General features: G+C 68.3%; 37 protein-coding genes and 1 pseudogene. 3 read left to right on the top strand and 35 right to left on the bottom strand.

Annotation, left to right across the window (positions count from 1 at the left end):
* Positions 1-14: 14 nt before the first annotated feature.
* Complete coding sequence (locus tag FKN01_RS16945) at positions 15-1,634, bottom strand: ABC-F family ATP-binding cassette domain-containing protein (RefSeq protein ID WP_143621252.1); 1,620 nt, start codon at positions 1,632-1,634, stop codon at positions 15-17.
* 67 nt (positions 1,635-1,701) lie between these two features.
* Here FKN01_RS16945 and FKN01_RS16940 point away from each other — a divergent pair, with 67 nt between their 5' ends.
* Complete coding sequence (locus FKN01_RS16940) at positions 1,702-2,565, top strand: hypothetical protein (RefSeq protein WP_185992868.1); 864 nt, start codon at positions 1,702-1,704, stop codon at positions 2,563-2,565.
* 140 nt (positions 2,566-2,705) lie between these two features.
* On the opposite strand, the gene truA is transcribed toward FKN01_RS16940, so the two are convergent.
* The 34 genes and pseudogenes from truA to FKN01_RS16765 all read right to left on the bottom strand — a co-directional run bounded on the left by truA (position 2,706) and on the right by FKN01_RS16765 (position 22,894).
* Positions 2,706-3,560 (bottom strand): tRNA pseudouridine(38-40) synthase TruA, encoded by an 855-nt coding sequence (gene truA / locus FKN01_RS16935; RefSeq protein ID WP_143621249.1) that lies wholly within the window; start codon positions 3,558-3,560, stop codon positions 2,706-2,708.
* 88 nt (positions 3,561-3,648) lie between these two features.
* A complete protein-coding gene (gene rplQ, locus FKN01_RS16930) occupies positions 3,649-4,134 on the bottom strand; it encodes a 50S ribosomal protein L17 (RefSeq protein ID WP_143621246.1) in 486 nt (161 codons plus the stop codon).
* Positions 4,135-4,340: 206 nt separating this feature from the next.
* Entirely contained in the window at positions 4,341-5,363 is a 1,023-nt protein-coding gene (locus tag FKN01_RS16925; protein ID WP_019526960.1) for a DNA-directed RNA polymerase subunit alpha, read from the bottom strand.
* Between the two features lie 138 nt (positions 5,364-5,501).
* Positions 5,502-5,906: a 30S ribosomal protein S11 gene (rpsK, locus tag FKN01_RS16920; protein WP_003948617.1), complete on the bottom strand. Its 405-nt coding sequence runs from the start codon at positions 5,904-5,906 to the stop codon at positions 5,502-5,504.
* Between the two features lie 104 nt (positions 5,907-6,010).
* On the bottom strand, positions 6,011-6,391 hold the full coding sequence (gene rpsM, locus FKN01_RS16915; protein ID WP_018101211.1) for a 30S ribosomal protein S13: 381 nt from the start codon (positions 6,389-6,391) through the stop codon (positions 6,011-6,013).
* A gap of 191 nt (positions 6,392-6,582) precedes the next feature.
* Positions 6,583-6,696 carry a 50S ribosomal protein L36 gene (gene rpmJ / locus FKN01_RS16910; protein ID WP_003956441.1) on the bottom strand — a complete coding sequence of 38 codons (114 nt, stop codon included), beginning with the start codon at positions 6,694-6,696 and terminating at the stop codon, positions 6,583-6,585.
* A 60-nt stretch (positions 6,697-6,756) separates the two neighbouring features.
* Positions 6,757-6,978, bottom strand: coding sequence for a translation initiation factor IF-1 (gene infA, locus FKN01_RS16905; RefSeq protein ID WP_003956442.1), 222 nt, complete (start codon positions 6,976-6,978; stop codon positions 6,757-6,759).
* Between the two features lie 164 nt (positions 6,979-7,142).
* Positions 7,143-7,979 carry a type I methionyl aminopeptidase gene (map, locus tag FKN01_RS16900; protein WP_143621243.1) on the bottom strand — a complete coding sequence of 279 codons (837 nt, stop codon included), beginning with the start codon at positions 7,977-7,979 and terminating at the stop codon, positions 7,143-7,145.
* Between the two features lie 160 nt (positions 7,980-8,139).
* Positions 8,140-8,799 carry an adenylate kinase gene (locus FKN01_RS16895; RefSeq protein ID WP_143621241.1) on the bottom strand — a complete coding sequence of 220 codons (660 nt, stop codon included), beginning with the start codon at positions 8,797-8,799 and terminating at the stop codon, positions 8,140-8,142.
* Positions 8,799-10,118, bottom strand: coding sequence for a preprotein translocase subunit SecY (gene secY, locus FKN01_RS16890; RefSeq protein ID WP_143621239.1), 1,320 nt, complete (start codon positions 10,116-10,118; stop codon positions 8,799-8,801). The genes FKN01_RS16895 and secY overlap by 1 nt, the downstream gene beginning before the upstream one ends.
* A 224-nt stretch (positions 10,119-10,342) precedes the next feature.
* Complete coding sequence (gene rplO / locus FKN01_RS16885; protein ID WP_018519290.1) at positions 10,343-10,798, bottom strand: 50S ribosomal protein L15; 456 nt, start codon at positions 10,796-10,798, stop codon at positions 10,343-10,345.
* Position 10,799: 1 nt separating this feature from the next.
* Positions 10,800-10,982, bottom strand: a complete 183-nt coding sequence (gene rpmD / locus FKN01_RS16880) for a 50S ribosomal protein L30 (protein ID WP_003966943.1) — start codon at positions 10,980-10,982, stop codon at positions 10,800-10,802.
* Positions 10,982-11,587 carry a 30S ribosomal protein S5 gene (rpsE, locus tag FKN01_RS16875; RefSeq protein ID WP_143621236.1) on the bottom strand — a complete coding sequence of 202 codons (606 nt, stop codon included), beginning with the start codon at positions 11,585-11,587 and terminating at the stop codon, positions 10,982-10,984. Before rpsE ends, rpmD begins: the two co-directional genes overlap by 1 nt.
* A gap of 46 nt (positions 11,588-11,633) precedes the next feature.
* A complete protein-coding gene (gene rplR, locus FKN01_RS16870) occupies positions 11,634-12,017 on the bottom strand; it encodes a 50S ribosomal protein L18 (RefSeq protein WP_143621233.1) in 384 nt (127 codons plus the stop codon).
* A 2-nt stretch (positions 12,018-12,019) separates the two neighbouring features.
* Complete coding sequence (gene rplF / locus FKN01_RS16865; RefSeq protein ID WP_143621230.1) at positions 12,020-12,559, bottom strand: 50S ribosomal protein L6; 540 nt, start codon at positions 12,557-12,559, stop codon at positions 12,020-12,022.
* Between the two features lie 21 nt (positions 12,560-12,580).
* On the bottom strand, positions 12,581-12,979 hold the full coding sequence (rpsH, locus tag FKN01_RS16860) for a 30S ribosomal protein S8 (RefSeq protein ID WP_143621227.1): 399 nt from the start codon (positions 12,977-12,979) through the stop codon (positions 12,581-12,583).
* Between the two features lie 224 nt (positions 12,980-13,203).
* Positions 13,204-13,389, bottom strand: coding sequence for a type Z 30S ribosomal protein S14 (locus FKN01_RS16850; protein WP_003948630.1), 186 nt, complete (start codon positions 13,387-13,389; stop codon positions 13,204-13,206).
* Positions 13,390-13,391: 2 nt separating this feature from the next.
* Positions 13,392-13,949, bottom strand: a complete 558-nt coding sequence (gene rplE, locus FKN01_RS16845; RefSeq protein ID WP_018550615.1) for a 50S ribosomal protein L5 — start codon at positions 13,947-13,949, stop codon at positions 13,392-13,394.
* Positions 13,949-14,272, bottom strand: coding sequence for a 50S ribosomal protein L24 (rplX, locus tag FKN01_RS16840; RefSeq protein WP_073786786.1), 324 nt, complete (start codon positions 14,270-14,272; stop codon positions 13,949-13,951). The genes rplE and rplX overlap by 1 nt, the downstream gene beginning before the upstream one ends.
* A gap of 2 nt (positions 14,273-14,274) precedes the next feature.
* Entirely contained in the window at positions 14,275-14,643 is a 369-nt protein-coding gene (gene rplN, locus FKN01_RS16835) for a 50S ribosomal protein L14 (protein ID WP_003966950.1), read from the bottom strand.
* Positions 14,644-14,746: 103 nt separating this feature from the next.
* Positions 14,747-15,031: a 30S ribosomal protein S17 gene (rpsQ, locus tag FKN01_RS16830; protein WP_136317111.1), complete on the bottom strand. Its 285-nt coding sequence runs from the start codon at positions 15,029-15,031 to the stop codon at positions 14,747-14,749.
* Positions 15,031-15,255, bottom strand: coding sequence for a 50S ribosomal protein L29 (rpmC, locus tag FKN01_RS16825; protein ID WP_014047786.1), 225 nt, complete (start codon positions 15,253-15,255; stop codon positions 15,031-15,033). Before rpmC ends, rpsQ begins: the two co-directional genes overlap by 1 nt.
* A complete protein-coding gene (rplP, locus tag FKN01_RS16820) occupies positions 15,255-15,674 on the bottom strand; it encodes a 50S ribosomal protein L16 (protein ID WP_018101222.1) in 420 nt (139 codons plus the stop codon). The genes rpmC and rplP overlap by 1 nt, the downstream gene beginning before the upstream one ends.
* Before the next feature lie 5 nt (positions 15,675-15,679).
* The gene (gene rpsC / locus FKN01_RS16815; protein WP_143621224.1) at positions 15,680-16,516 is read right to left on the bottom strand and encodes a 30S ribosomal protein S3; all 837 of its coding nucleotides are present in this window, start codon (positions 16,514-16,516) and stop codon (positions 15,680-15,682) included.
* Complete coding sequence (rplV, locus tag FKN01_RS16810; RefSeq protein WP_004571827.1) at positions 16,516-16,863, bottom strand: 50S ribosomal protein L22; 348 nt, start codon at positions 16,861-16,863, stop codon at positions 16,516-16,518. The genes rpsC and rplV overlap by 1 nt, the downstream gene beginning before the upstream one ends.
* 40 nt (positions 16,864-16,903) lie before the next feature.
* Positions 16,904-17,185 carry a 30S ribosomal protein S19 gene (gene rpsS, locus FKN01_RS16805; RefSeq protein ID WP_073964433.1) on the bottom strand — a complete coding sequence of 94 codons (282 nt, stop codon included), beginning with the start codon at positions 17,183-17,185 and terminating at the stop codon, positions 16,904-16,906.
* Positions 17,186-17,197: 12 nt separating this feature from the next.
* A complete protein-coding gene (rplB, locus tag FKN01_RS16800; RefSeq protein WP_073964434.1) occupies positions 17,198-18,034 on the bottom strand; it encodes a 50S ribosomal protein L2 in 837 nt (278 codons plus the stop codon).
* A 38-nt stretch (positions 18,035-18,072) separates the two neighbouring features.
* Positions 18,073-18,396, bottom strand: coding sequence for a 50S ribosomal protein L23 (rplW, locus tag FKN01_RS16795; RefSeq protein ID WP_003966958.1), 324 nt, complete (start codon positions 18,394-18,396; stop codon positions 18,073-18,075).
* Positions 18,396-19,043: a 50S ribosomal protein L4 gene (gene rplD / locus FKN01_RS16790; RefSeq protein ID WP_143621221.1), complete on the bottom strand. Its 648-nt coding sequence runs from the start codon at positions 19,041-19,043 to the stop codon at positions 18,396-18,398. The genes rplW and rplD overlap by 1 nt, the downstream gene beginning before the upstream one ends.
* A gap of 4 nt (positions 19,044-19,047) precedes the next feature.
* The gene (rplC, locus tag FKN01_RS16785) at positions 19,048-19,692 is read right to left on the bottom strand and encodes a 50S ribosomal protein L3 (RefSeq protein WP_018101228.1); all 645 of its coding nucleotides are present in this window, start codon (positions 19,690-19,692) and stop codon (positions 19,048-19,050) included.
* Between the two features lie 14 nt (positions 19,693-19,706).
* A complete protein-coding gene (gene rpsJ, locus FKN01_RS16780) occupies positions 19,707-20,015 on the bottom strand; it encodes a 30S ribosomal protein S10 (RefSeq protein WP_003948644.1) in 309 nt (102 codons plus the stop codon).
* A gap of 423 nt (positions 20,016-20,438) precedes the next feature.
* Positions 20,439-21,643 (bottom strand): annotated as a pseudogene (locus FKN01_RS16775) (hypothetical protein).
* Positions 21,644-21,728: 85 nt separating this feature from the next.
* Entirely contained in the window at positions 21,729-22,253 is a 525-nt protein-coding gene (locus FKN01_RS16770; RefSeq protein ID WP_143621218.1) for an SMI1/KNR4 family protein, read from the bottom strand.
* Positions 22,253-22,894, bottom strand: a complete 642-nt coding sequence (locus FKN01_RS16765; RefSeq protein ID WP_185992867.1) for a DNA/RNA non-specific endonuclease — start codon at positions 22,892-22,894, stop codon at positions 22,253-22,255. Before FKN01_RS16765 ends, FKN01_RS16770 begins: the two co-directional genes overlap by 1 nt.
* A 256-nt stretch (positions 22,895-23,150) precedes the next feature.
* On the opposite strand from FKN01_RS16765, the gene FKN01_RS33210 reads away from it, so the two are divergent.
* Both FKN01_RS33210 and FKN01_RS16760 read left to right on the top strand, forming a co-directional pair.
* Positions 23,151-23,282, top strand: coding sequence for a hypothetical protein (locus FKN01_RS33210; protein WP_260696918.1), 132 nt, complete (start codon positions 23,151-23,153; stop codon positions 23,280-23,282).
* 9 nt (positions 23,283-23,291) lie between these two features.
* Positions 23,292-23,897 carry an FG-GAP repeat protein gene (locus FKN01_RS16760; RefSeq protein WP_143621211.1) on the top strand — a complete coding sequence of 202 codons (606 nt, stop codon included), beginning with the start codon at positions 23,292-23,294 and terminating at the stop codon, positions 23,895-23,897.
* Positions 23,898-23,915: the final 18 nt, after the last annotated feature.

The following is a 23,915-nucleotide window of genomic DNA, read 5'->3' as shown; positions in this document are numbered from 1 at the left end:
AAACGCGCCCGGCGCTACCGCGCCCGCTCGACCCGCCGCTCGTCCCACACCGGCTCCGCCGTCTCGCGGACGACCCCGTCCGAGCCGAAGACCAGATACCGGTCGAAGCTCTTCGCGAACCACCGGTCGTGCGTCACCGCGAGCACCGTGCCCTCGTACGCCTCCAGACCGTCCTGCAACGCCTCCGCCGACTCCAGGTCCAGGTTGTCCGTCGGCTCGTCCAGCAGCAGCGCGGTCGTGCCGGACAGCTCCAGGAGCAGGATCTGGAACCGGGCCTGCTGCCCGCCGGACAGCTTCTCGAACGGCTGGTCCCCCTGCCGCTCCAGCTCGTAGCGGCGCAGTACGGACATCGCCCCGCCCCGGTCCTTCGCGTGCTCGGTCCACAGGATGTCGACCAGCGAGCGGCCCAGCAGCTCCGGGTGCGCGTGGGTCTGCGCGAAGTGCCCGGGGACCACCCGCGCGCCGAGCTTCCACTCCCCCGTGTGCGCGACCGGCTCGCCCGCGAGCAGCCGCAGGAAGTGGGACTTGCCGGACCCGTTGGAGCCGAGGACCGCGACCCGTTCCCCGTAGAAGACCTCCAGGTCGAACGGTTTCATCAGGCCGGTCAGCTCCAGCCCCTGGCAGGTCACCGCGCGCACCCCGGTCCGGCCGCCGCGCAGCCGCATCCGGATGTCCTGCTCGCGCGGCGGCTCCGGCGGCGGGCCCGCCTCCTCGAACTTCCGGAACCGGGTCTGCATCGCGTGGTAGCGGCTCGCCATGTCGGGGCTGATCGCCGCCTGCTGGCGCAGCCGGTGCAGGAGCGCCTTCAGCCGCTTGTGCTCCTCCTCCCAGCGCCGCAGCAGCTCCTCGAACCGCGCGAACCGCTCCTTGCGGGCCTGGTGGTACGTGTCGAAGCCGCCGCCGTGCACCCAGACGTCGCTGCCGGCCGGCCCGGGCTCCACGCTGACGATCTTCTGCGCGGCGCGGGACAGCAGCTCCCGGTCGTGGGAGACGAAGAGCACCGTCTTACGGGTCTCCCTCAGCCGCTCCTCCAGCCACCGCTTGCCGGGCACGTCCAGGTAGTTGTCCGGCTCGTCCAGGAGCAGCACCTCGTCGGGGCCCCGCAGCAGGGCCTCCAGGACCAGCCGCTTCTGCTCACCGCCGGACAGCGTGCGCACCTCGCGCCACTGCGCCTTCTCGTACGGGACGCCGAGCGCGGCCATCGTGCACATGTCCCAGACCGTCTCGGCCTCGTACCCGCGCGCCTCCGCCCAGTCGCTCAGCGCCTGCGCGTACGCCATCTGCGCGGCCTCGTCGTCCACGGTGAGGATGCGCTCCTCGGCCCGGTCGACGGCGAGCGCGGCCTCCCGGATACGGGGCTGCGCGACGGAGACCAGCAGGTCGCGGACCGTGCGCTCGTCGCGCACCGAGCCGACGAACTGGCGCATCACGCCGAGCCCGCCGCTCACCGACACCGAGCCGCCGTGCGGCTGGAGCTCCCCGGCGAGCAGCCGCAGCAAGGTGGTCTTGCCGGCGCCGTTCGCCCCGACGAGGGCGACGACGGCACCGTCGGCCACCCGGAACGAGGCATCGCCGAGCAGCACCCGCCCGTCCGGAAGGTAGTACTCAAGGTGGCCCGCTTCGAGATGTCCCATGCCGAGCATTGTCACGGGCGTCGCGGGGTTGGCCCAACCGGATTACGTGGCGTCTAGGATGCGCGGCATGAGCTTTGGGGACGGGGGGCCCTTCCGGGGGCCCGAGGGGCCTGGGAACGGCGGCACTCCCGACTGGGAGGCGCTGGCCGACGCCTCCGCGGCCCGCGCCCGGCGCAAGAAGTGGCTGCTGATCGGCGGCGGCGCCCTCGCCACGGCGGCGGTCGCCGCGGCCGTGGCGACCGCGGTGGTCTCCGTGAACGGCGACGGCTCCCGCCGCGACACCGGGAAGCACGCGAGCGAGCTGCCCACGGCGGACGACCTGCCGACCGAGCTCCCCGCCCCCGAGCCGTCCTTCTCGTCCGTGGCGCCCCCGCCCCCGCCGGACCCCCGGGACTACATCGCCGACGTGAAGAAGGACCGGCTGCCGGTGGACACCGACGCCTTCTTCCCGGACGAGGAGCTGACCGCCGGAGGCCGTACGTACGCCAGGGGCGCCACCCACCGCACCAAGCAGTGCGCGGCGACCACCCAGGGCGCGCTGGGCGCGATCCTCACCGCCAACGGCTGCGACCAGGTCATCCGGGCCACCTACAGCCGGGGCGGCGTGGCGGTCACCGTGGGCGTCGCGGTCTTCGACACGGAGGCCCAGGCGCAGCGGACCGCGCGACTGGCGACCGGCGGGCTGGCCTCGCTGAGCGGGTCGGGCGTCCCGGTCTTCTGCCGCGACGGCGTGATCTGCCGCCGCACCGCGAACTCGTACGGCCGGTACGCCTACTTCACGGTCGGCGGCTTCACGGACGGCCGCGACGCCACCAAGGCCGACAAGGACGTGTACGCGACCGGCGACGACCTGACGGACTACACGTTCCGCCGCATCCGCCACCGCGGCGAGGTCCAGGCATCGGCCGCCGCCGACATCACGACCACCTGAGGGTGTGCCGCGATCCCGCACCCGACGCCAGGCGCTGATCCACCGGGGTCGGGGCGCTCCGAGAACGCGCCGAGGTGCCGGAGCCGTCGTCGTGCGCCCGCCGGGGACGACGGGACACCCCTGAGGCCGCCGGACAGGCCTCAGCAGCAGCCCGCCCCCGGCAGCGTCCGCACGTTCCGGGCCTCCACCGCCCGCGCCGCCAGCAGCTCGTCCGCCGGGTACGCGACCTCCTCCAGCGTCAGCCCGTGCGGGCGCACCACGTGCACCCCGGGGTCGCGCACGCCGGCCGCCAGCACCTCGGCCGGCCACGGGTCGGGGCGCCGCCCGTCGCCGACGAAGAGCATCGCGCCGACGAGGGCGCGCACCATGTTGTGGCAGAAGGCGTCCGCCTGCACGGTCCCGGTGATGATGCCGGTCGCCCGGTCCCGCACCCAGTGCAGCTTCTGGAGCGTCCGGATCGTCGTCGCGCCGTCGCGCTTCTTGCAGTACGCCGCGAAGTCGTGCTCCCCGGTCATCCGGGCCGCGGCGGCGTTCATCGCGGCCACGTCCAGCGGCCGGTCGTGCCAGAGCACATGGCCCCGGACCAGGGGGTCCACGCCGCCGGGGCGGTCGGCGACGCGGTACGCGTAGCGGCGCCACAGCGCGGAGAACCGGGCGTTGAACCCTGGCGGTGCCTCCTTGATCCGCCAGACCCGCACATCGGGGGCCATCCGCCCGGCGAGCCGCCTCAGCAGCTTCTCCTCGTGCTCGGCCCACACCTCGCGCGGCAGATCGACATGGGCGACCTGGCCCCGGGCGTGCACCCCGGCATCGGTGCGGCCCGCCACCGTCAGGTCGTACGTGCGTGAGGAGCGGGTCACGGTCCGCAGCGCGTCCTCGATCTCGCCCTGGACCGTCCGCCGCGCGGTCTGCTTCGCCCAGCCCGAGAAGTCCTTGCCGTCATAGGCCAGGTCCAGCCGTACCCGTACAAAGCCGGGCTCCACCTCGTCACTCACCAGCGCATCCTCTCAAGATCCCGCACAGCCGAACGGGCCCGCACCGCCCCGGAGGGTGATGCGGACCCGTTCAGTGGTTCCGGAACGCTCAGGCGTCCTGCGCGTCCTGCGCGTCCTCGACGGACTCGACCGGGGTCTCGTCCTTCTTGGCCGCGTCTTCCTTGACCGCACGCTTGGTGGCGGCCTCGGCCTCACCGGTGGCCTGCTGGGCCACGGTCAGCGCCTCGACCAGCTCGATGACGGCCATCGGGGCGTTGTCGCCACGACGGTTGCCGATCTTGGTGATGCGGGTGTAACCACCGGGGCGGTTCTCGTAGCGCGGGGCGATCTCGGTGAAGAGCGTGTGGACGACGCCCTTGTCCGTGATCGACTCCAGCACCAGGCGACGGTTGTGGATGTCGCCCTTCTTCGCCTTGGTGATGAAACGCTCCGCGACCGGACGCAGGCGGCGGGCCTTGGCCTCGGTCGTGGTGATGCGGCCGTGCTCGAACAGCGACTTCGCGAGGTTGTTGAGAAGAAGCTTCTCGTGCGCGGCGCTGCCGCCCAGACGGGCACCCTTGGCGGGCTTCGGCATGGGTTTTCTCCTTGTGTGCTGCACCGGCCGTGTCAGGTACCGATGTCAGTTCCCGCGCGGCGGCCGCCGCGCGGAAGTGTGAAAATGCCGTACGCGCTGGACATCGGGCACCAGCCCGAAAATCAAGCCCGTCCGGCGATTGAGGACAAAGCCCTCGCCCGGACCGGGGCGCCCGTCGAGGACGGGCACCCCAGCCGGGAGGCGTACTAGTACTGCTCGGTCTCCACGAAACCGGCGTCCGCGTCGTCCTCGGCGCCGAAGGCGTCGGCCGCGGCGGTCGGGTCGAAGCCGGGAGGCGAGTCCTTCAGCGCCAGGCCCATACCGGCCAGCTTCGCCTTGACCTCGTCGATCGACTTCGCACCGAAGTTGCGGATGTCGAGCAGGTCCGCCTCGGAGCGGGCCACCAGCTCGCCCACCGAGTGGATGCCCTCGCGCTTCAGGCAGTTGTACGAGCGGACCGTGAGCTCCAGCTCCTCGATCGGCAGCGCCAGGTCCGCCGCGAGTGCGGCGTCCGTCGGCGACGGGCCCATGTCGATGCCCTCGGCGTCGATGTTGAGCTCGCGCGCCAGACCGAACAGCTCGACCAGGGTCTTGCCGGCCGACGCCATCGCGTCACGCGGACGCATGGCCTGCTTGGTCTCGACGTCGACGATCAGCTTGTCGAAGTCGGTGCGCTGCTCGACACGGGTCGCCTCGACCTTGTAGGTGACCTTGAGCACCGGCGAGTAGATGGAGTCGACCGGGATACGGCCGATCTCCTGGCCCACCTGCTTGTTCTGGACGGCGGAGACGTAGCCGCGACCGCGCTCGACGGTCAGCTCCATCTCCAGCTTGCCCTTGCCGTTCAGCGTGGCGAGGACCAGGTCCGGGTTGTGCACCTCGACACCGGCCGGCGGAGCGATGTCCGCGGCGGTGACCAGGCCGGGGCCCTGCTTGCGCAGGTACATCACGACCGGCTCGTCGTGCTCCGAGGAGACGACCAGCTGCTTGATGTTGAGGATGAGGTCGGTCACGTCCTCCTTGACGCCCGGCACGGTGGTGAACTCGTGCAGGACACCGTCGATGCGGATGCTGGTGACAGCGGCACCCGGGATCGAGGAGAGGAGCGTGCGGCGCAGGGAGTTGCCGAGCGTGTAGCCGAAGCCGGGCTCCAGCGGCTCGATGACGAACCGCGAGCGGAACTCGTCGACGACCTCTTCGGTCAGCGACGGACGCTGAGCGATCAGCATGATGTGAATCCTTCAGTCGTGGGCGCCCACTATTTGACGCCCGACATGTGAAACAAGGATACGGGCGGCACACCCCCGCAGGGGGCGCACCGCCCGTACCCACGCTACTGGCGCACGGCCGTCACCGGCCGTGACGGCTCAGACGCGGCGACGCTTCGGCGGACGGCAGCCGTTGTGCGGCGTCGGGGTGACGTCCTGGATCGAGCCGACCTCGAGGCCGGTGGCCTGGAGGGAGCGGATCGCGGTCTCGCGGCCGGAGCCCGGACCCTTCACGAAGACGTCGACCTTGCGCATGCCGTGCTCCTGCGCGCGGCGGGCGGCCGACTCGGCGGCCATCTGCGCGGCGAAGGGGGTGGACTTGCGCGAGCCCTTGAAGCCGACGTGGCCGGCGGAGGCCCAGGAGATCACGTTGCCCGTGGGGTCCGTGATCGAGACGATCGTGTTGTTGAACGTGCTCTTGATGTGCGCGTGGCCGTGAGCGACGTTCTTCTTTTCCTTGCGGCGCACCTTCTTGGCTGCGCCCTGACGTCCCTTGGGGGGCATGTCTTGACTCCAGATGGAGAGGGGAGGTGATCGGTCCTACAGCGAAGACCGCTGGTTGCTGCGGTGGCCGGGAAGCCGGTCGCCCGCAGTGCGTCCGCTGAGGACTACTTCTTGCCGGGCTTCTTCTTGCCGGCGATCGCGCGACGCGGACCCTTGCGGGTACGGGCGTTGGTGCTGGTGCGCTGGCCGTGGACCGGCAGACCGCGGCGGTGGCGGAGACCCTGGTAGCAGCCGATCTCGACCTTGCGGCGGATGTCGGCCTGGATCTCGCGGCGGAGGTCACCCTCGGTGCGGAGGTTGGCGTCCACGTACTCGCGGATCTTGACCAGGTCCTCTTCGGCCAGGTCACGAACGCGGGTGTTCGGGTTCACGCCGGAAGCGGCGAGGATCTCCTTGGACCGGGTGCGCCCGATACCGAAGACGTAGGTGAGGGCAACCTCCACGCGCTTTTCGCGCGGGATGTCAACACCTGAAACGCGTGCCATTCAATGGCTCCAGTTGTTAAATCGGGGGTCTTCCGCAGAACCACTCCCGACCGCCGACCCCTCGCTGGGAGAGGTGGTACGTCCGGGTCCCCGGCCCCCGCCGGAGGTGTCGTCAGCCGTGGCTTGGACGGGCTCTGCGTATGTACGTGTTACGTGCGTCGCGCGAACTGCGAGATGCAGGGGGTCGTGCGTCAGCCCTGGCGCTGCTTGTGGCGCAGGTTGTCGCAGATGACCATGACCCGGCCGTGACGGCGGATCACCTTGCACTTGTCGCAGATCTTCTTGACGCTCGGCTTGACCTTCATGGGATGTCAGGTTCTCCGGGTCAGTGCCCACGTCCGCGCGGAAGCGGACGGCGGCAAGATCTACTTGTAGCGGTAGACGATCCGGCCACGCGTCAGGTCGTACGGAGAGAGCTCCACGACGACCCGGTCATCCGGGAGGATGCGGATGTAGTGCATACGCATCTTGCCGCTGATGTGCGCGAGGACCTTGTGACCGTTCTGGAGCTCCACCTTGAACATGGCGTTCGGGAGGGACTCGATCACGGTGCCCTCAATTTCGATGGCACCTTGCTTCTTGGCCACGCTTCGCCCTTCGAATCGGCTACCTTGATCGACTTTCGCTCTTCGTATGCGGGCACACGGATGCACGAGAGCCGACGAGTCAGTCTACGTCAGCGAACTCCCGAATGCGAATCCGTCAAGTTTGCCCACTCGGGGAGATCCTTAGACCTCTGCGCGGACCCCGATCAGCCCAGGGGGTCCGGGGCGGCCTCGATCCCGTACTGCGCCAGCTTCTCGCGACCGCAGTCCGGGGCGGTGAGGACCAGCGGGCCCTGCTCCGTGAGGGCGATGGAGTGCTCCCAGTGCGAGGACCAGGTGCCGTCCGTGGTGATGACGGTCCACTCGTCCTCCAGCACCTCCGTGTGCGGGGTGCCCAGCGAGACCATCGGCTCGATGGCCAGGCAGACGCCCGGGACCAGCTTGATGCCCTTGCCGCGCTTGCGGGAGACGTAGTTCAGCAGGTGCGGGTCCATGTGCATCTCGGTGCCGATGCCGTGCCCGCCGTAGTCCACGACGATCCCGTACTTGCCGGTGGCGGGACGGGGCTGGCGGCGGATGTAGGACTCGATGGCCTTCGAGATGTCGACCAGCCGGTTGTTGACCTTCATCGCGGCGATCCCGGCCCACATCGACTCCTCGGTCACCCGGGAGAGCTCGATCAGCTCCGGAGCGTGGCCCGTGCCGACGAACGCGGTGTACGCGGCGTCGCCGTGCCAGCCGTCCACGATCGCGCCGGCGTCGATGGAGATGATGTCGCCGTCCTTGAGGACCGTCTTCTCGTCCGGGATGCCGTGGACGACGACCTCGTTGACCGAGGTGCAGATGGTCGCGGGGAACCCGCCGTACCCGAGGAAGTTCGACTTCGCGCCGTGGTCGGCGATCACCTTGCGGGCGACCTGGTCCAGGTCGCGGGTGGTGGCGCCGGGCACCGCCGCCTCACGGGTGGCCGCGTGGATGGCAGCGACCACCAGCCCCGCCTCGCGCATCTTCGCGATCTGCTCGGGGGTCTTGATCTGCACCATGCTGCGGCGCCTTTCCGGTGGGACGGTGACGGGGGCGGGATCTCAGGGGGGCGGGGCCCCGGAGGGGCGGGACTTCCACGATACGCGGCGGCAAGCAGTCGGCCGCGGCGTCCGAGGACGCCGCGGCCGGCTTGTACTGCGCGTACTGGGGGCGGGGCGCTCAGTCCTCCGCGGACTTCTTCAGCGCCGCCATCGCCCGGTCGGTCACGTCGGTGACCTTGCCGAGCGCGGAGATGGTGACCACCAGGTCCTGTGCCCGGTAGTAGTCGATGATCGGCTCGGTCTGCGTGTGGTAGACCTCCAGCCGGGTACGCACCGTCTCCTCGGTGTCGTCGTCCCGCTGGTACAGCTCGCCGCCGCAGGTGTCGCAGACGCCCTCGGACTTCGGCGGGTTGTACGTGACGTGGAAGACGTGCGCGCTGTCGTTGCGGCAGATGCGGCGACCCGCGATCCGCTTCACGACCTCGTCCTCGGGCACCTCCAGGTCGAGCACGGCGTCCAGCTTCACGCCCTCGTCCTTGAGCATCACGTCCAGAGCCTCGGCCTGGCCCACGTTGCGCGGGAAGCCGTCGAGCAGGAAGCCGTCGACCGCGTCCGGCTGGGACATGCGGTCCTTGGCCATCCCGTTCGTCACCTCGTCCGGCACCAGCTGCCCCGCGTCCATGTAGGCGCGGGCCTGCTTGCCAAGGTCGGTGCCCTGGCTGATGTTGGCGCGGAAGAGGTCGCCCGTGGAGATGTGCGGAATCGACAGGTTCTTGGCAAGGTACGCGGCCTGCGTTCCCTTGCCGGCACCCGGCGGGCCGACGAGGACGATTCGCATCAGCGGAGGAACCCTTCGTAATTGCGCTGCTGGAGCTGACTCTCGATCTGCTTCACGGTCTCCAGACCCACACCCACGATGATGAGGATGCTCGTCCCGCCGAACGGGAAGTTCTGGTTGGCGCCACCGAAGCTTGCCAACGCCATCGTCGGCACCAGAGCGATCAGACCCAGGTACAGCGAGCCCGGCCAAGTGATCCTGTTGAGCACGTAGCTCAGGTACTCGGCAGTAGGTCGACCAGCCCGGATACCCGGGATGAAGCCACCATACTTCTTCATGTTGTCGGCCACTTCCTCGGGGTTGAACGAAATCGCCACGTAGAAGAAGGCGAAGAACACGATCAACAGGAAGTAGGCCGTCATGTAGTACGGGTGGGTGCCCTTGGTCAGGTTGTCCTGGATCCAGATCGCCCAGCCGGCCTTCGAGTTGGAGAACTGGACGATCAGGGCCGGGATGTAGAGCAGCGAAGAAGCGAAGATGACGGGGATCACACCCGCCTGGTTCACCTTCAGCGGGATGTAGGTGGAGGTGCCGCCGTACGAGCGACGTCCGATCATGCGCTTCGCGTACTGCACCGGGATACGGCGCTGGGCCTGCTCGACGAAGACGACGAGGGCCACCATGACGAAGCCGACCAGGATGACGGTGGCGAACTCGATCCAGCCGTCCGCCAGCTTGCCGCTGGTCTTGATGGCCCACATGGCCGACGGGAAGGTGGCGGCGATCGAGATGAACATCAGGATCGACATGCCGTTGCCGATGCCGCGGTCGGTGATGAGCTCACCGAGCCACATGACGGCGGCGGTGCCGGCGGTCATCGTGATGACCATCGTGATGGTCGTGAACAGCGAGTCGTTCGGCACGATCTGGTCCGCGACCGGGCAGCCGCTGAACAGCGCGCCGCTGCGGGCGGTGGCGACCAGGCCGGTGCCCTGGAGGATGGCGAGCGCGACCGTCAGATAACGCGTGTACTGCGTGATCTTCGCCTGGCCGGACTGCCCCTCCTTCTTGAGCGCCTCGAGTCGGGGAATGACCACGGTCAGCAACTGGAGAATGATGCTGGCCGTGATGTACGGCATGATGCCGAGCGCGAAGATCGTGATCTGCAGCAGCGCACCACCGCTGAACATGTTCACCAGGCCGAAGAGGCTGTTGTTGCCCTTGCTGGCCTGATCAACACAGGTCTGGACGTTCTCGTAGCTCACGCCCGGTACCGGGATGTGGGCCCCGAGCCGGTAGAGCACGATGATGCCGAGAGTGAAGAGCAGCTTCTTGCGCAGGTCGGGCGTCTTGAACGCCCGGGCGAAGCCGGTGAGCACGGTGCCTCCTGCGACCCCCGCGCAGAGCGTAGAGGTGACGGTCTTGAGGATCGACGGATACGTAAATGCCAAGGAGCCCCGGGCTGGTGAGCCCAGGCGTTACCACAGCAACGGACGCCACCTTACCGGCGTACATGCCCCCCTAGGAACGACCAACCGGGGATGCCCCATTTGCGTGGGCATCCCCGGTCGGGTGTTCAGGTCACCGCAGTGTCCGAGTTGTCTCAGACGAGTTCGGTGACGGTACCGCCGGCGGCGGTGATCTTCTCCTTGGCGGAGCCGGAGACGGCGTCGACCGAAACCTGCAGCGCGACGGAGATCTCGCCCTGTCCGAGGACCTTGACGAGGTGGTTGTTGCGCACGGCGCCCTTGGCGACCAGGTCGGCCACCGTGACCTCTCCACCCTCGGGGTAGAGCGTCGCGAGCTTGTCCAGGTTCACGACCTGGTACTCCGTGCGGAACGGGTTCTTGAAGCCCTTGAGCTTCGGGAGACGCATGTGGAGGGGCATCTGCCCACCCTCGAAGCGCTCCGGAACCTGGTAGCGGGCCTTGGTGCCCTTGGTGCCACGACCGGCGGTCTTACCCTTGGACGCCTCACCACGACCCACACGGGTCTTGGCGGTCTTGGCGCCCGGGGCAGGCCGGAGGTCATGGGCCTTCAGCGGCTTGTTCTCCGCCATGTCAGTCGACCTCCTCAACCGTCACGAGGTGGCGGACGGTGTGCACCATGCCGCGGAACTCGGGGCGGTCCTCCTTGACAACCGAGTCGTTCAGGCGCTTGAGCCCGAGCGAACGCAGGGTGTCGCGGTGGTTCTGCTTGCTGCCGATGTACGACTTCGTCTGCGTGATCTTGAGGCGAGCCATTACGCACCCGCTCCCGCACGCGCACGAAGCAGGGCCGCGGGGGCGACGTCCTCGAGGGGCAGACCGCGGCGGGCCGCGATCTCCTCGGGACGCTGCAGGCCCTGGAGGGCCTCCACGGTCGCGTGCACGATGTTGATCGGGTTCGAGGACCCGAGCGACTTCGACAGGATGTCGTGGACGCCGGCGCACTCGAGGACGGCGCGCACCGGGCCACCGGCGATCACACCGGTACCGGGGGAAGCCGGCTTGAGCAGGACGACGCCCGCGGCCTTCTCACCCTGGATCGGGTGAGGGATGGTGCCCTGGATGCGCGGGACCTTGAAGAAGTTCTTCTTGGCCTCTTCCACGCCCTTGGCGATGGCCGCGGGAACTTCCTTGGCCTTGCCGTAACCGACACCGACGGTGCCGTCACCATCGCCCACCACGACCAGCGCGGTGAAGCTGAAGCGACGACCACCCTTCACAACCTTGGCGACTCGGTTGATCGCGACGACGCGCTCGACGTACGCGGTCTTCTCGGCGGCGGCAGCGCCGCCGTCACGGCCCTTCCGGTCCCGCCGCTCGCCGCCACCGGCACCGCTTCCGCGGCGCTGGGGTCCAGCCATTGGATTTACCTCTCTCTGTTACGTCCGCTGTGCGTAGGAACCGGGGCTAGAACTTCAGCCCGGCTTCACGGGCGGCGTCAGCCAGAGCGGCAATCCGCCCGGCGTACTGGTTACCACCGCGGTCAAACACGACGGCCTCGACGCCTGCGGCCTTGGCACGCTCGGCGACCAGGGCGCCGACCTGCTTGGCCTGGCTGCTCTTGTCGCCCTCGCCACCACGGATGGAGGCGTCCAGGGTCGACGCCGACGCGAGCGTGTGGCCCGCGATGTCGTCGATGACCTGAGCCACCATGTGGCGGTTGGAACGGGTCACGACCAGGCGCGGACGCTCCGGCGAACCGGAGATGTGCTTGCGGACGCGGATGTGGCGCCGCTTGCGAGCCGCGCGCTTGTACGCGTCGCCCTTGGCGATCTTCACGCCGTATGCCATGGCTACTTACCAGCCTTTCCGACCTTGCGGCGGATGACCTCGCCGGCGTACTTGACGCCCTTGGCCTTGTACGGGTCAGGCTTCCGCAGCTTGCGGATCTTGGCCGCGGTCTCGCCGACCTTCTGCTTGTCGATGCCCTCGACGGTGAACTTCGTGGGGGTCTCCACCTTGAAGGTGATGCCCTCCGGGGCCTCGATCAGGATCGGGTGGCTGTAGCCCAGGGCGAACTCCAGGTTGGAGCCCTTCGCCTGGACGCGGTAACCGACACCGCTGATCTCGAGCGCCTTGATGTACCCCTGGGTCACACCGGTGATCATGTTCGCCACCAGCGTGCGGGACAGGCCGTGCAGGGCCTTGTTCTGACGCTCGTCGTTCGGGCGGACGACGTTCAGGACGCCGTCCTCACCCTTGGTGACCTCGATGGGCGCCGCGACGGTGTGCGTGAGGGTGCCCTTGGGGCCCTTCACGTTGACCGTCCGGCCATCGATGGTGACGTCCACACCGGCGGGAACCTGGATGGGGAGCTTGCCGATTCGCGACATGAGCTATTCCTCCGTTCCCGACTACCAGACGTAGGCGAGGACTTCCCCACCTACGCCCTTCTTCTGAGCCTGCTGGCCGGTCAGGAGACCGTGGGACGTGGAGATGATCGCCACGCCCAGGCCGCCGAGGACCTTCGGCAGGTTGGTGGACTTTGCGTAGACACGCAGACCCGGCTTCGAGATGCGCTTGATGCCGGCGATCGAGCGCTCGCGGTTCGGGCCGAACTTCAGCTGGAGGACGAGGTTCTTGCCGACCTCGGCGTCCTCGACCTTCCAGCCGGTGATGAAGCCCTCCTGCTGGAGGATCTCCGCGATGTGCGACTTGATCTTGCTGTGCGGCATCGTGACGTCGTCGTGATACGCCGAGTTCGCGTTGCGCAGACGCGTGAGCATGTCTGCGATGGGATCAGTCATGGTCATGAGTTGGCCTTCGGCCTCTCTCGCCGGGGTTTCCTGTATGCGCCATCCCTCTCCCCGCTCAGAGGCGGGACGGGTGCGGTGCGGGGACCTACGGCGTAGTAAGTCGGTCATGGGCGGCAGGCGCCCAACCCTGCAAGCCTACGGCATGCGGGGCCGGGCTCCTGCCGACCAGATGCTTACCGAGAGTCTCCGGTGATTCCCAACGCCCAGAGGGCGGAGGAGAATTACCAGGAGCTCTTGGTCACGCCCGGCAGCTCGCCGCGGTGAGCCATCTCACGAAGGCACACGCGGCACAGGCCGAACTTGCGGTAGACGGAGTGGGGCCGGCCGCAGCGCTGGCAGCGGGTGTAACCCCGGACGCCGAACTTCGGCTTGCGGGCGGCCTTAGCGATCAGAGCCTTCTTCGCCACGGTCAGTTCTCCTTGAACGGGAAGCCGAGGTGACGAAGGAGGGCACGACCCTCGTCGTCATTGGTCGCCGTGGTGACCACGGTGATGTCCATGCCCCGGACCCGGTCGATCTTGTCCTGGTCGATCTCGTGGAACATGACCTGCTCCGTGAGACCGAAGGTGTAGTTGCCACGGCCGTCGAACTGCTTGGGCGACAGGCCGCGGAAGTCACGGATACGCGGCAGCGCGAGCGACAGCGTACGGTCCAGGAACTCCCACATGCGGTCACCGCGGAGGGTGACGTGGCAGCCGATCGGCTGCCCCTCGCGCAGCTTGAACTGCGCGATCGACTTGCGGGCCTTGGTGACGGCCGGCTTCTGACCGGTGATCGTGGTGAGGTCGCGCACGGCGCCGTCGATCAGCTTGGAGTCGCGGGCGGCGTCGCCCACACCCATGTTGACCACGATCTTGACCAGACCGGGGATCTGCATGACGTTCTCGTAGGAGAACTCCTCACGCAGCTTGCCGGCGATTTCCTCGCGGTAGCGCGTCTTGAGACGCGGCGCGGTGGTGGTAGTCATCAGATGTCCTCACCGGTGCGCTTGGCAACACGGATCTTGTTGCCCTCGTCGTCAAAGCGGTAGCCGACGCGAGTAACGACCTTCTTGCCGTCCTTCTCAACAACCAGCTGCACGTTGCTGACGTGGATCGGGGCCTCGGTCGTCACGATGCCACCGGTCTGCGAACCGCGAGCGGTCTGGCCGGCCTTGGTGTGCTTCTTGACCCGGTTGACACCCTCGACGAGGACGCGGTCCTGAGCGGGGTAGGCCACGATGACCTTGCCCTGCTTGCCCTTGTCCTTGCCGGTGATGACCTGTACCAGGTCGCCCTTCTTGATCTTCATGCTTACAGCACCTCCGGCGCGAGCGAGATGATCTTCATGAACTTCTTCTCGCGCAGCTCACGGCCCACCGGGCCGAAGATACGGGTGCCGCGGGGGTCGCCGTCGTTCTTCAGAATGACGGCGGCGTTCTCGTCGAAGCGGATGTACGAGCCATCCTGGCGACGACGCTCCTTGACGGTGCGAACGATGACCGCCTTGACGACGTCACCCTTCTTCACGTTGCCACCGGGGATCGCGTCCTTGACGGTGGCGACGATGACGTCACCGATGCCCGCGTAGCGGCGACCCGAGCCACCGAGAACACGGATGGTGAGAATTTCCTTCGCACCCGTGTTGTCGGCGACACGCAGTCGCGACTCCTGCTGGATCACGTCTATCTCCTGATCGTCTGCCGGTTCCCGGCAGGGGCCCCGTGACAACGGGCGCCCCTGCCGAGCCTGGCGGAACTGACCTGAGGGGAAGCCCCCTCAGGAATTACTTGGCCTTCTCGAGGATCTCGACGATGCGCCACCGCTTGGTGGCGGACAGCGGCCGGGTCTCCATCAGGAGGACACGGTCGCCGACACCGGCGGAGTTCTGCTCGTCGTGGGCCTTGAGCTTGTTCGTACGGCGGATGACCTTGCCGTACAGCGCGTGCTTGACGCGGTCCTCGACGGCGACGACGACGGTCTTGTCCATCTTGTCGCTGACGACGAGGCCCTCGCGGGTCTTGCGGAAGCCGCGCTCGGTCTTGGTCTCAGTCACAGTGTTCTCGCTCATCAGACGCTCTCCACCGTTTCGATACCGAGCTCGCGCTCGCGCATCAGGGTGTAGATCCGGGCGATGTCCTTACGGACGGACTTGAGCCGACCGTGGTTCTCGAGCTGGCCCGTCGCCGCCTGGAAGCGGAGGTTGAACAGCTCTTCCTTGGCCTCGCGGAGCTTGTTGAGGAGCTCCTCGTTGCCCAGCTCGCGCAGCTCGGACGCCTTGGTACCGGCCGACATCACGCTTCACCTGCCTCGCGCTTGACGATCCGGCACTTCATCGGCAGCTTGTGGGCCGCACGGGTCAGCGCCTCACGGGCGATCTTCTCGTTGGGGTACGACAGCTCGAACATGACGCGTCCGGGCTTGACGTTGGCGATCCACCATTCCGGCGAACCCTTACCGGAACCCATGCGGGTCTCGGCCGGCTTCTTCGTCAGGGGACGGTCCGGGTAGATGTTGATCCAGACCTTGCCGCCACGCTTGATGTGACGCGTCATGGCGATACGAGCGGACTCGATCTGACGGTTCGTCACGTACGCCGGGGTCAGCGCCTGGATGCCGTACTCGCCGAACGCAACCTGCGTGCCACCCTTGGACATGCCGCTGCGCTTCGGGTGGTGCTGCTTGCGGTGCTTGACCCTACGGGGGATCAGCATTTCGGTCAGGCCTCCGTTCCGGTGCTCTCAGCAGCCGGAGCAGCGGCGGTCGCCTCGGCCTTGGGGGCCTCGGCGGCCGAAGCCGACTGCTGCGGCTTGCGGCCGCGGCCGCCACGCTCGCCACCACGGCCACCGCGGCCGGCCGGGCGGTCAGCGCCGCCACGGGCCGGGCGGTTGCCCGCACGGGCAGCAGCGTTCTCGGCGCGGACCTCGGCGATGTTCTTGACGTCGCCCTTGTAGATCCAGACCTTCACGCCGATGCGGCCGAAGGTCGTCTTGGCCTCGAAGAAGCCGTAGTCGACGTTCGCGCGGAGCGTGTGCAGGGGCACACGGCCCTCGCGGTAGAACTCCGAGCGGGACATCTCGGCGCCGCCGAGGCGGCCACCGCACTGGACCTTGATGCCCTTGGCGCCGGCCTTCATCGTGCTCTGCATGCTCTTGCGCATGGCACGACGGAAGGAGACGCGGGAGGAGAGCTGCTCGGCGACGGCCTGGGCCACCAGCTGAGCGTCCACCTCGGGGTTCTTGACCTCGAGGATGTTCAGCTGGACCTGCTTGCCGGTCAGCTTCTCCAGCTCGCCGCGGATGCGGTCGGCCTCGGCGCCGCGGCGGCCGATGACGATGCCCGGACGAGCGGTGTGGATGTCCACGCGGACGCGGTCGCGGGTGCGCTCGATCTCAACCTTCGAGATACCGGCGCGCTCCATGCCCTTCGTCATCATGCGACGAATGGCGACGTCTTCCTTGACGTAGTCCTTGTACAGCTTGTCGGCGTACCAGCGGGACTTGAAGTCCGTGGTGATGCCGAGCCGGAACCCGTGCGGGTTTACCTTCTGGCCCATTACCGGGTTCCTTCCTTGCTGCTGACGACCACGGTGATGTGGCTGGTCCGCTTACGGATCCGGTAGGCACGGCCCTGGGCGCGCGGACGGAACCGCTTCAGGGTCGGGCCCTCGTCCACGTACGCCTCGCTGATGACCAGCGAAGAGGCGTCGGTGTGGTCGTAGTTGTGTGCGGCGTTGGCAATGGCGCTGTCCAGCACCTTGCCGACCGGCACGCTCGCGGCCTGCGGGGCGAAACGCAGGACCGCCTGAGCCTCCGTGGCGTCCATGCCACGGATGAGGTCCACCACGCGGCGGGCCTTCATGGGCGTGACGCGGATGTACCGCGCCTGGGCCCTGGCTTCCATGGTTGTCCCTTCGGTGTAAGTCATAGTCAGTCACTCCGCGTTAGCGGCGCTTCGACTTCCGGTCGTCCTTGACGTGGCCGCGGAAGGTGCGAGTCGGCGAGAACTCGCCGAGCTTGTGGCCGACCATCGACTCGGTGACGAACACCGGGACGTGGATCTTGCCGTTGTGCACCGCGATGGTGTGACCCAGCATGGCCGGGACGATCATCGAGCGACGGGACCAGGTCTTGATGACGTTCTTGGTGCCTGCCTCGTTCTGTGCGTCCACCTTCTTGGCGAGGTGGCCGTCGACGAAGGGCCCCTTCTTGAGACTGCGCGGCATCTAAACCCGCTCCTAGCGCTTCTTGTTCGTCTTGCGGCGGCGGACGATGTACTTGTTCGACGCCTTCTTGGGCGAACGAGTACGACCTTCCTTCTTACCCCACGGCGAAACCGGGTGACGGCCACCGGAGGTCTTGCCCTCACCACCACCGTGCGGGTGGTCGACCGGGTTCATGACGACACCACGGACGGTCGGGCGGACGCCCTTCCACCGCATGCGGCCGGCCTTGCCCCAGTTGATGTTCGACTGCTCGGCGTTGCCGACCTCGCCGATGGTGGCGCGGCAGCGGGCGTCGACCAGGCGGATCTCACCCGACGGCATACGAAGGTGGGCCATGGTGCCCTCCTTCGCCAGCAGCTGCACGGAGGCACCCGCGGAGCGGGCGAACTTCGCGCCGCCGCCGGGCCGCAGCTCGATGGCGTGGATGGTCGTACCGACCGGGATGTTGCGCAGCGCCAGGTTGTTGCCGGGCTTGATGTCGGCGGCCGGGCCGTTCTCGACACGGTCGCCCTGCGTCAGGCCGCGCGGCGCGATGATGTAGCGCTTCTCGCCGTCCGCGTAGTGCAGGAGCGCGATGCGCGCGGTGCGGTTGGGGTCGTACTCGATGTGCGCGACCTTGGCCGGCACGCCGTCCTTGTCGTGACGACGGAAGTCGATCACGCGATAGGCGCGCTTGTGGCCACCACCCTGGTGGCGAACGGTCACACGACCGGTGTTGTTACGGCCGCCCTTGTTGTGCAGGGGGCGGACCAGCGACTTCTCCGGCGTGGACCGCGTGATCTCGACAAAGTCGGCGACGCTGGAGCCACGACGGCCCGGGGTCGTCGGCTTGTACTTGCGGATACCCATTTCTCAGTCCTCGTCCGATTCCGGACGACTCGGCCTCACTAGGAGGTCGGGCCGCCGAAGATGTCGATACGGTCGCCCTCAGCGAGGGTCACGATGGCGCGCTTCGTGTCGGCGCGCTTGCCGAAACCGGTGCGGGTGCGCTTGCGCTTGCCCTGGCGGTTGATCGTGTTGACCCCGGTGACCTTGACCGAGAAGACCGCCTCGACGGCCTGCTTGATCTGGGTCTTGTTGGAGCCCGGCGCGACGATGAACGTGTACTTGTTCTCGTCGAGCAGCGCGTAGCTCTTCTCCGAGACAACCGGCTTGACGAGAACGTCGCGCGGGTCGGAGTAGGTCTTGCTGGTAACGGTCGCCTCGCTCATCAGGCGTCGCTCCCTTCGGTCTCGGTCTGGGGGCCAGACACGAAGGACTCGAAGGCGGCCTGGGTGAAGACCACGTCGTCAGAGACGATCACGTCGTACGTGTTCAGCTGGCCCGGCTCCAGGATGTGCACCTGGGGCAGGTTGCGTGCGGAGAGCCACGCGGCCTCGTCGTTGCGGTCGACGACCAGGAGCAGGTTCTTGCGCTCCGAGATCTTGCCGAACAGCGTCTTGGCGGCCTTGGTGGAGATCCCACCCTCGACCACGCCGGTGACGACGTGGATACGGGAGTGACGCGCCCGGTCGGAGAGGGCACCGCGGAGGGCGGCGGCCTTCATCTTCTTCGGGGTGCGCTGCGAGTAGTCACGCGGCTGCGGGCCGTGGACGACGCCACCGCCGACGAACTGCGGCGCACGGGTCGAACCCTGGCGCGCGCGGCCGGTGCCCTTCTGGCGGTACGGCTTGCGCCCACCACCGCGGACCTCGCCACGGGACTTGGTCTTGTGCGTGCCCTGACGGGCAGCTGCCAGCTGTGCGACGACGACCTGGTGGATCAGCGGAACGCTGGTCTTCGCGTCGAAGATCTCCGCGGGGAGCTCGACGGTACCGGCCTTGTCGCCTGCCGGCGAAAGGATGTCAATGGTGCTCATTACCTCAAGCCCCCTTGGCCGCGGTACGGACCAGGACGAGGCCGCCGTTCGGACCGGGGACCGCGCCCTTGATGAGCAGCAGACCCTTCTCCGCGTCAACCGCGTGGATGGTCAGGTTCTGGGTGGTGACGCGCTCGTTACCCATCCGACCGGCCATGCGCATGCCCTTGAAGACACGCCCAGGGGTGGCGCAGCCACCGATCGAACCGGGGGAACGGTGCTTGCGCTGCACGCCGTGACCGGCGCCGAGGCCCCGGAAGTTGTGACGCTTCATGACACCGGCGAAGCCCTTGCCCTTGCTCTTGCCCGTGACGTCGACCTTGACGCCGGACTCGAACACCTCGGCATTGATCTCCTGGCCGAGCGTGTACTCGCTCGCGTCAGGGGTACGGATCTCCACCAGGTGGCGGCGCGGGGTGACGTCGGCCTTGGCGAAGTGGCCCTTGAGGGGCTTGTTCACCTTGCGCGGGTCGATCTCGCCGAAGGCGATCTGCACCGACTCGTAGCCGTCGCTGTCGTTCGTACGGACCTGCGTCACGACGCACGGACCGGCCTTGACGACGGTCACCGGGACGACCCGGTTGTTCTCGTCCCAGACCTGGGTCATGCCGAGCTTCTCGCCCAGGACGCCCTTGATGTTCTTGCTCATCTCGGCCCGTCCCCTCAGAGCTTGATCTCGATGTCGACGCCAGCCGGCAGGTCGAGACGCATCAGCGAGTCAACCGTCTTCGGGGTGGGGTCGAGGATGTCGATGAGGCGCTTGTGCGTGCGCATCTCGAAGTGCTCGCGAGAGTCCTTGTACTTGTGCGGCGACTTGATGACGCAGTACACGTTCTTCTCAGTGGGCAGCGGCACCGGGCCCGCGACCGACGCACCAGTGCGGGTCACCGTCTCGACGATCTTCTTCGCCGAGGAGTCGATGACCTCGTGGTCGTAGGCCTTGAGCCGGATGCGGATCTTCTGTCCCGCCATGGCTACTAGTAGTCCTGTCTCTCGTCTAACGCTCTGGAACCCGGGGTTCGGTAACTCCGCCTCCGACCCACGCGGTCGGGCGTGTCGCATCCCCTCTACGCAGAAGTCCCGAAGGATTTCCCAACCAAGGGGGTGCGGGCCGAAGACCACGCTGCCGGGGGTGAAACCCCACCGGGTGCCTGGCCGGTGCCCCACTTACGCTTCCCGGAAGATTCCCGTACGTCCGGCCCGCATGGGGCCGACGAGTACTGTGGGACTCGCTTCCGGTCCTCCCGGCGGGAGGCGCGCAGCATTGACACTCAACCGAGCAACCTGGCTAGTGTGCCATACGGGCTGTGAGCCTGGCCAATCGGGCCGAGGATCTTACCCCGCGCGAGTGGATGCTCAAACGCGGGCGCGGGTCGGGGGCCCCGGATCGGCCCCTCAGGTGCGGGTGGCGGTCCCGCAGCCCTCGTACTCCTCCGCACCCCGCACGGTCCGGCTGCGGTCGTACGGGTCGACCGCGGGACCGGTGGCCGGGGCGGAGGCCGTCCCGCTGCCCGCGAACACGGGGTGGAAGTACCCGTCGTACACGCCGCACGCACTGTTGGAGTACTCGCCGGCGTACTCGGTGAGGTCGAGCTTGCCCCGTGTCGCCTGCCACCGGGCCGGGTCGAGCAGGGACGCCGTCAGGTCCCGGCGGACGATCGTCCGCGACACGCCACCGTCCCCGTCCGCCCGGACCAGCGGGTAGACGAAGGTGTAGTCCGCGTGCACCCGGACCTCGCCGCCCTCGCCCGCGCCGAACGTCATACGCCCCCGCACCCGGACCACGTCGCCGACCGGGACCGCCTCGTCCGGGTCGAAGCGGGTCACCAGGTCCAGCGGGTCGTGTCGCTCGTCCGGGTCGCGCAGAGCGCGTCGCAGCTCCGGCAGCCCGTCCCGCTGTTCCGGGTCGAGCAGGGCCATCGCGGCGGTGGGCTGCCCGCCGCGCAGCACGGCCGGGTCCAGATTGGTGCCGACCAGGAACTCCTTGGTCAGCCGCAGCGCGAGCGCCACGTCCGCCTCGCTCATCCCGCCCGTCGCCTTCGCCTCCGGCAGCACGATGCCATCGGCCCCGGAGGCCCACCGCTCGGCGGGCGACCCCCGGAACGGGTGCGCACGGTCGGGCAGGCCCGCCTGGTCCACGGGGGCGACGGACGGCCGCACCGTCTCGGCGGGCAGCGGCGAGGCCGCGACTCCGGCCCCGGCATCGGCGCGGTGGCCGGGGAGCCGGTCGAGCAGCAGCGACGGCCGTACGGCGACCACGGCGACCCCGGCGACGAGCGCCAGCACGGACACCGTGCGCACCGCCCGGAGCCGGTTGCGTCGCCCGTTCATCTCCTGCCACGCGGGTCCGGTGCGCCAGCCGGGCGGGAGCGCCGGCTCCGGCGCCCGCTTCTTCCGCCCCCACCGCCGGCCGCCGGCCGCCGCCGCGTCCTGCTCCCGCAGCCTGCGCGTCACCATCCGCGCCCGCGCGGACGGCTCTCCGGCGCCTCCCCGCGGCCGCCCCCCGCGGCCTCGCGCTGGAACGTCTCCCACTGTTCGTCGGAGAGGGCGGACGGACCCCGCCCTTCGTCGGGATGCTCGGGGGGTGTGACGGTGCTCACGGGCTTGCTCTTTTCACGGGTGGACGGGAGGTACGGGCGCGGGGGTCAGGTCATCACGGGGCCGGGTCGAATCGACGGGGAGCGGTCAGTCGATCTCGACCGTCGGGTTGTCCACCGGGAAGTCCGGCGGCAGACCGTCCGGTGCCACGGTCCCCTTCACCAGCCCCGCCAGGTACTGCACGAGGGAGCCGCGGAATTCGTACCAGTCGTCGTTGCGCCCGGCCACCACGACGGTCCACTCGTCCGGCCCGTCTCCCCCGGTCTTCCAGTAGAAGTCGTCACCGTCGCAGGAGTCACCCCAGGGAACGAGACCGCCGGACTCGGGAAAGGGAACGTACCCGTGGGACATTCCTTCGTCCCGGAGGCTCGTCAACGTACTCGTCATACGCCGGATCCCCGAAACGAAGTTCCGCTCACGGCCCGCCTCGGGGATATGAACGGAGAGGAAGTCGTCGAGGACGAACGGCGGGTAGTACGTCGCCAGGGCAACGAAATCCGCCGGGAAGGCGCAGCCGACCTCCCGCTCGATGAGCGCCCAATCGACCGGAGGAAGATCGCTGCGGCGGTGTGCGCGGAGAGCCGGAAGGGCCTCTTCGAGTTCGTCGAGCATCAGCACGTCACCTGGCTTCCCGGAGAGTTCGACACGAACACGCCCTTAAAGAGCACACCATCGGCATCTGAAATAGCCGTCATATTGATTCCGGTGGGAATCTTGCCCCGCCCATTTCCGTAAACCAGCTGGCCGGAGTATATCACGCGCTGCTTCTTTTCCAGGGCGCTCGCCATCTTGTTCTCACACCGCTTCATTCCGGGATCATTCATCTGCCGGTAGCCGGTGAATATATTCTCGTTGCGCCATTTTCCATTGAAACGGTCGCCCAGAATATGGGTGCGCGCATACGTCCAGAGGTTGTCGTCGTCCCGCTTGGCGACGTAGCCGGGCGGGTTCATGTTGGCGGGCCGCCGCGCGCGCGAGTTCTTCCCCTTCAGGTCGGACGGACACAGCAGGGCCACGACACCGGTCGCCGTTCCGCTCACCAGGGGCTCGTAGTAGTGGCGGTCGTCCCTGGACGCCTTGCAGGGGTCTTCGGGCGAAGAGGCGCCACTGCCTGCGGACGGACTCGGCTGCGGTGACGGGGCGCCGTTCGGGTCCGGCTGGGTGGTGCTGCCGGGGAACGTCTTGAAGTAGCCGCGCAACTGCTCCTCGGTGAGATCGAGGTCCTTCTGGGCGCGGGTGAAGGCGTCGTCCACGAAGCGCTGGTGCTCCGTGTCCGTGTCCGTGCCGCCCGTCGGCCGGGCGTGGACCACGCTCAGGACGGCCTTGATCAGCTGGGGCCACGGCGGCGGCGGAGGCGGCGGGGGCGGGCCCGGGGGCTGGGGCGCCTGCGGGCGGCCGGGCGAACGGTACGGGGTGTAGGAGCGGTAGGAGGGATACCGCGCGTGCGACCGGTACGGGGACGCGGTGTGACTCCGGGCCGCCGCCGCCTGTGCCGCCGCCTGGGCGGCGATGCCGCTCGCGGTGGACGACATCGAGTTGCCGAAGATGTTGGTGTACGAGGTCGTCGCCGAGCTGCTGCCGGAGTGCGACCAGGGCCACGAGAAGGACGGCCACGAGATGTGCACCGGGTGCTGCCGGTAGTACTCGGAGATGGACGAACCCAGGAAGCCGGCCAGCAGACTGACGCCGATCGCCTCGCCGATGCACAGGTCCTCGATGCAGTGCCCGCTCGGGGTCTTCTACGGAAGCTCCCAGGGCCTGTCCGCCACCAGCCGCGTGAAGCTCTTCGACCAGGATTCCCCCGGCATCTCCGGCGCACCCGAGATGGAGGACTACTTCGCGTCGGGCCTCGCCGCGGGGGACTTCGACGGGGACGGCACCGACGACCTCGTCATCGGCATGCGCAGTGAGACGCTCGACTCCGCGACCGGCGCCGGCGCCTCCATGGTCCTTTTCGGCAACGCGACCGGAGGCGTCACCACCAAGGGCGCGCTCTGGATCGACCAGGACACCGACAAGGTGCCTGGCGTCATAGCCGCGCACGACCACTTCGGCTGGACGGTCGGCGCCCTGGACACCGACGGCAACGGCCGCGTCGAACCGCTGGTCGGCGCCCCTGGCAACGCGGCAGGGTCCGTCACCGTGCTCAAGGTCAAGCCCGGCACCCTGGAGTCGGCCACCGCGCTCGCGGAGGCGGACCTCGGTTTCTCGGCGGGCGGCGACGGTGATGCGTTCGGGGCGGCGCTGCCGCGCTGACCCGTCCGCGTAATTCGT

It is taken from the genome of Streptomyces sp. 130, assembly GCF_007096885.1.
Lineage (GTDB): Bacteria > Actinomycetota > Actinomycetes > Streptomycetales > Streptomycetaceae > Streptomyces.
Note: the sequence above shows the minus strand (reverse complement) of the source record. Positions and strands in the feature narration are given on the sequence as shown.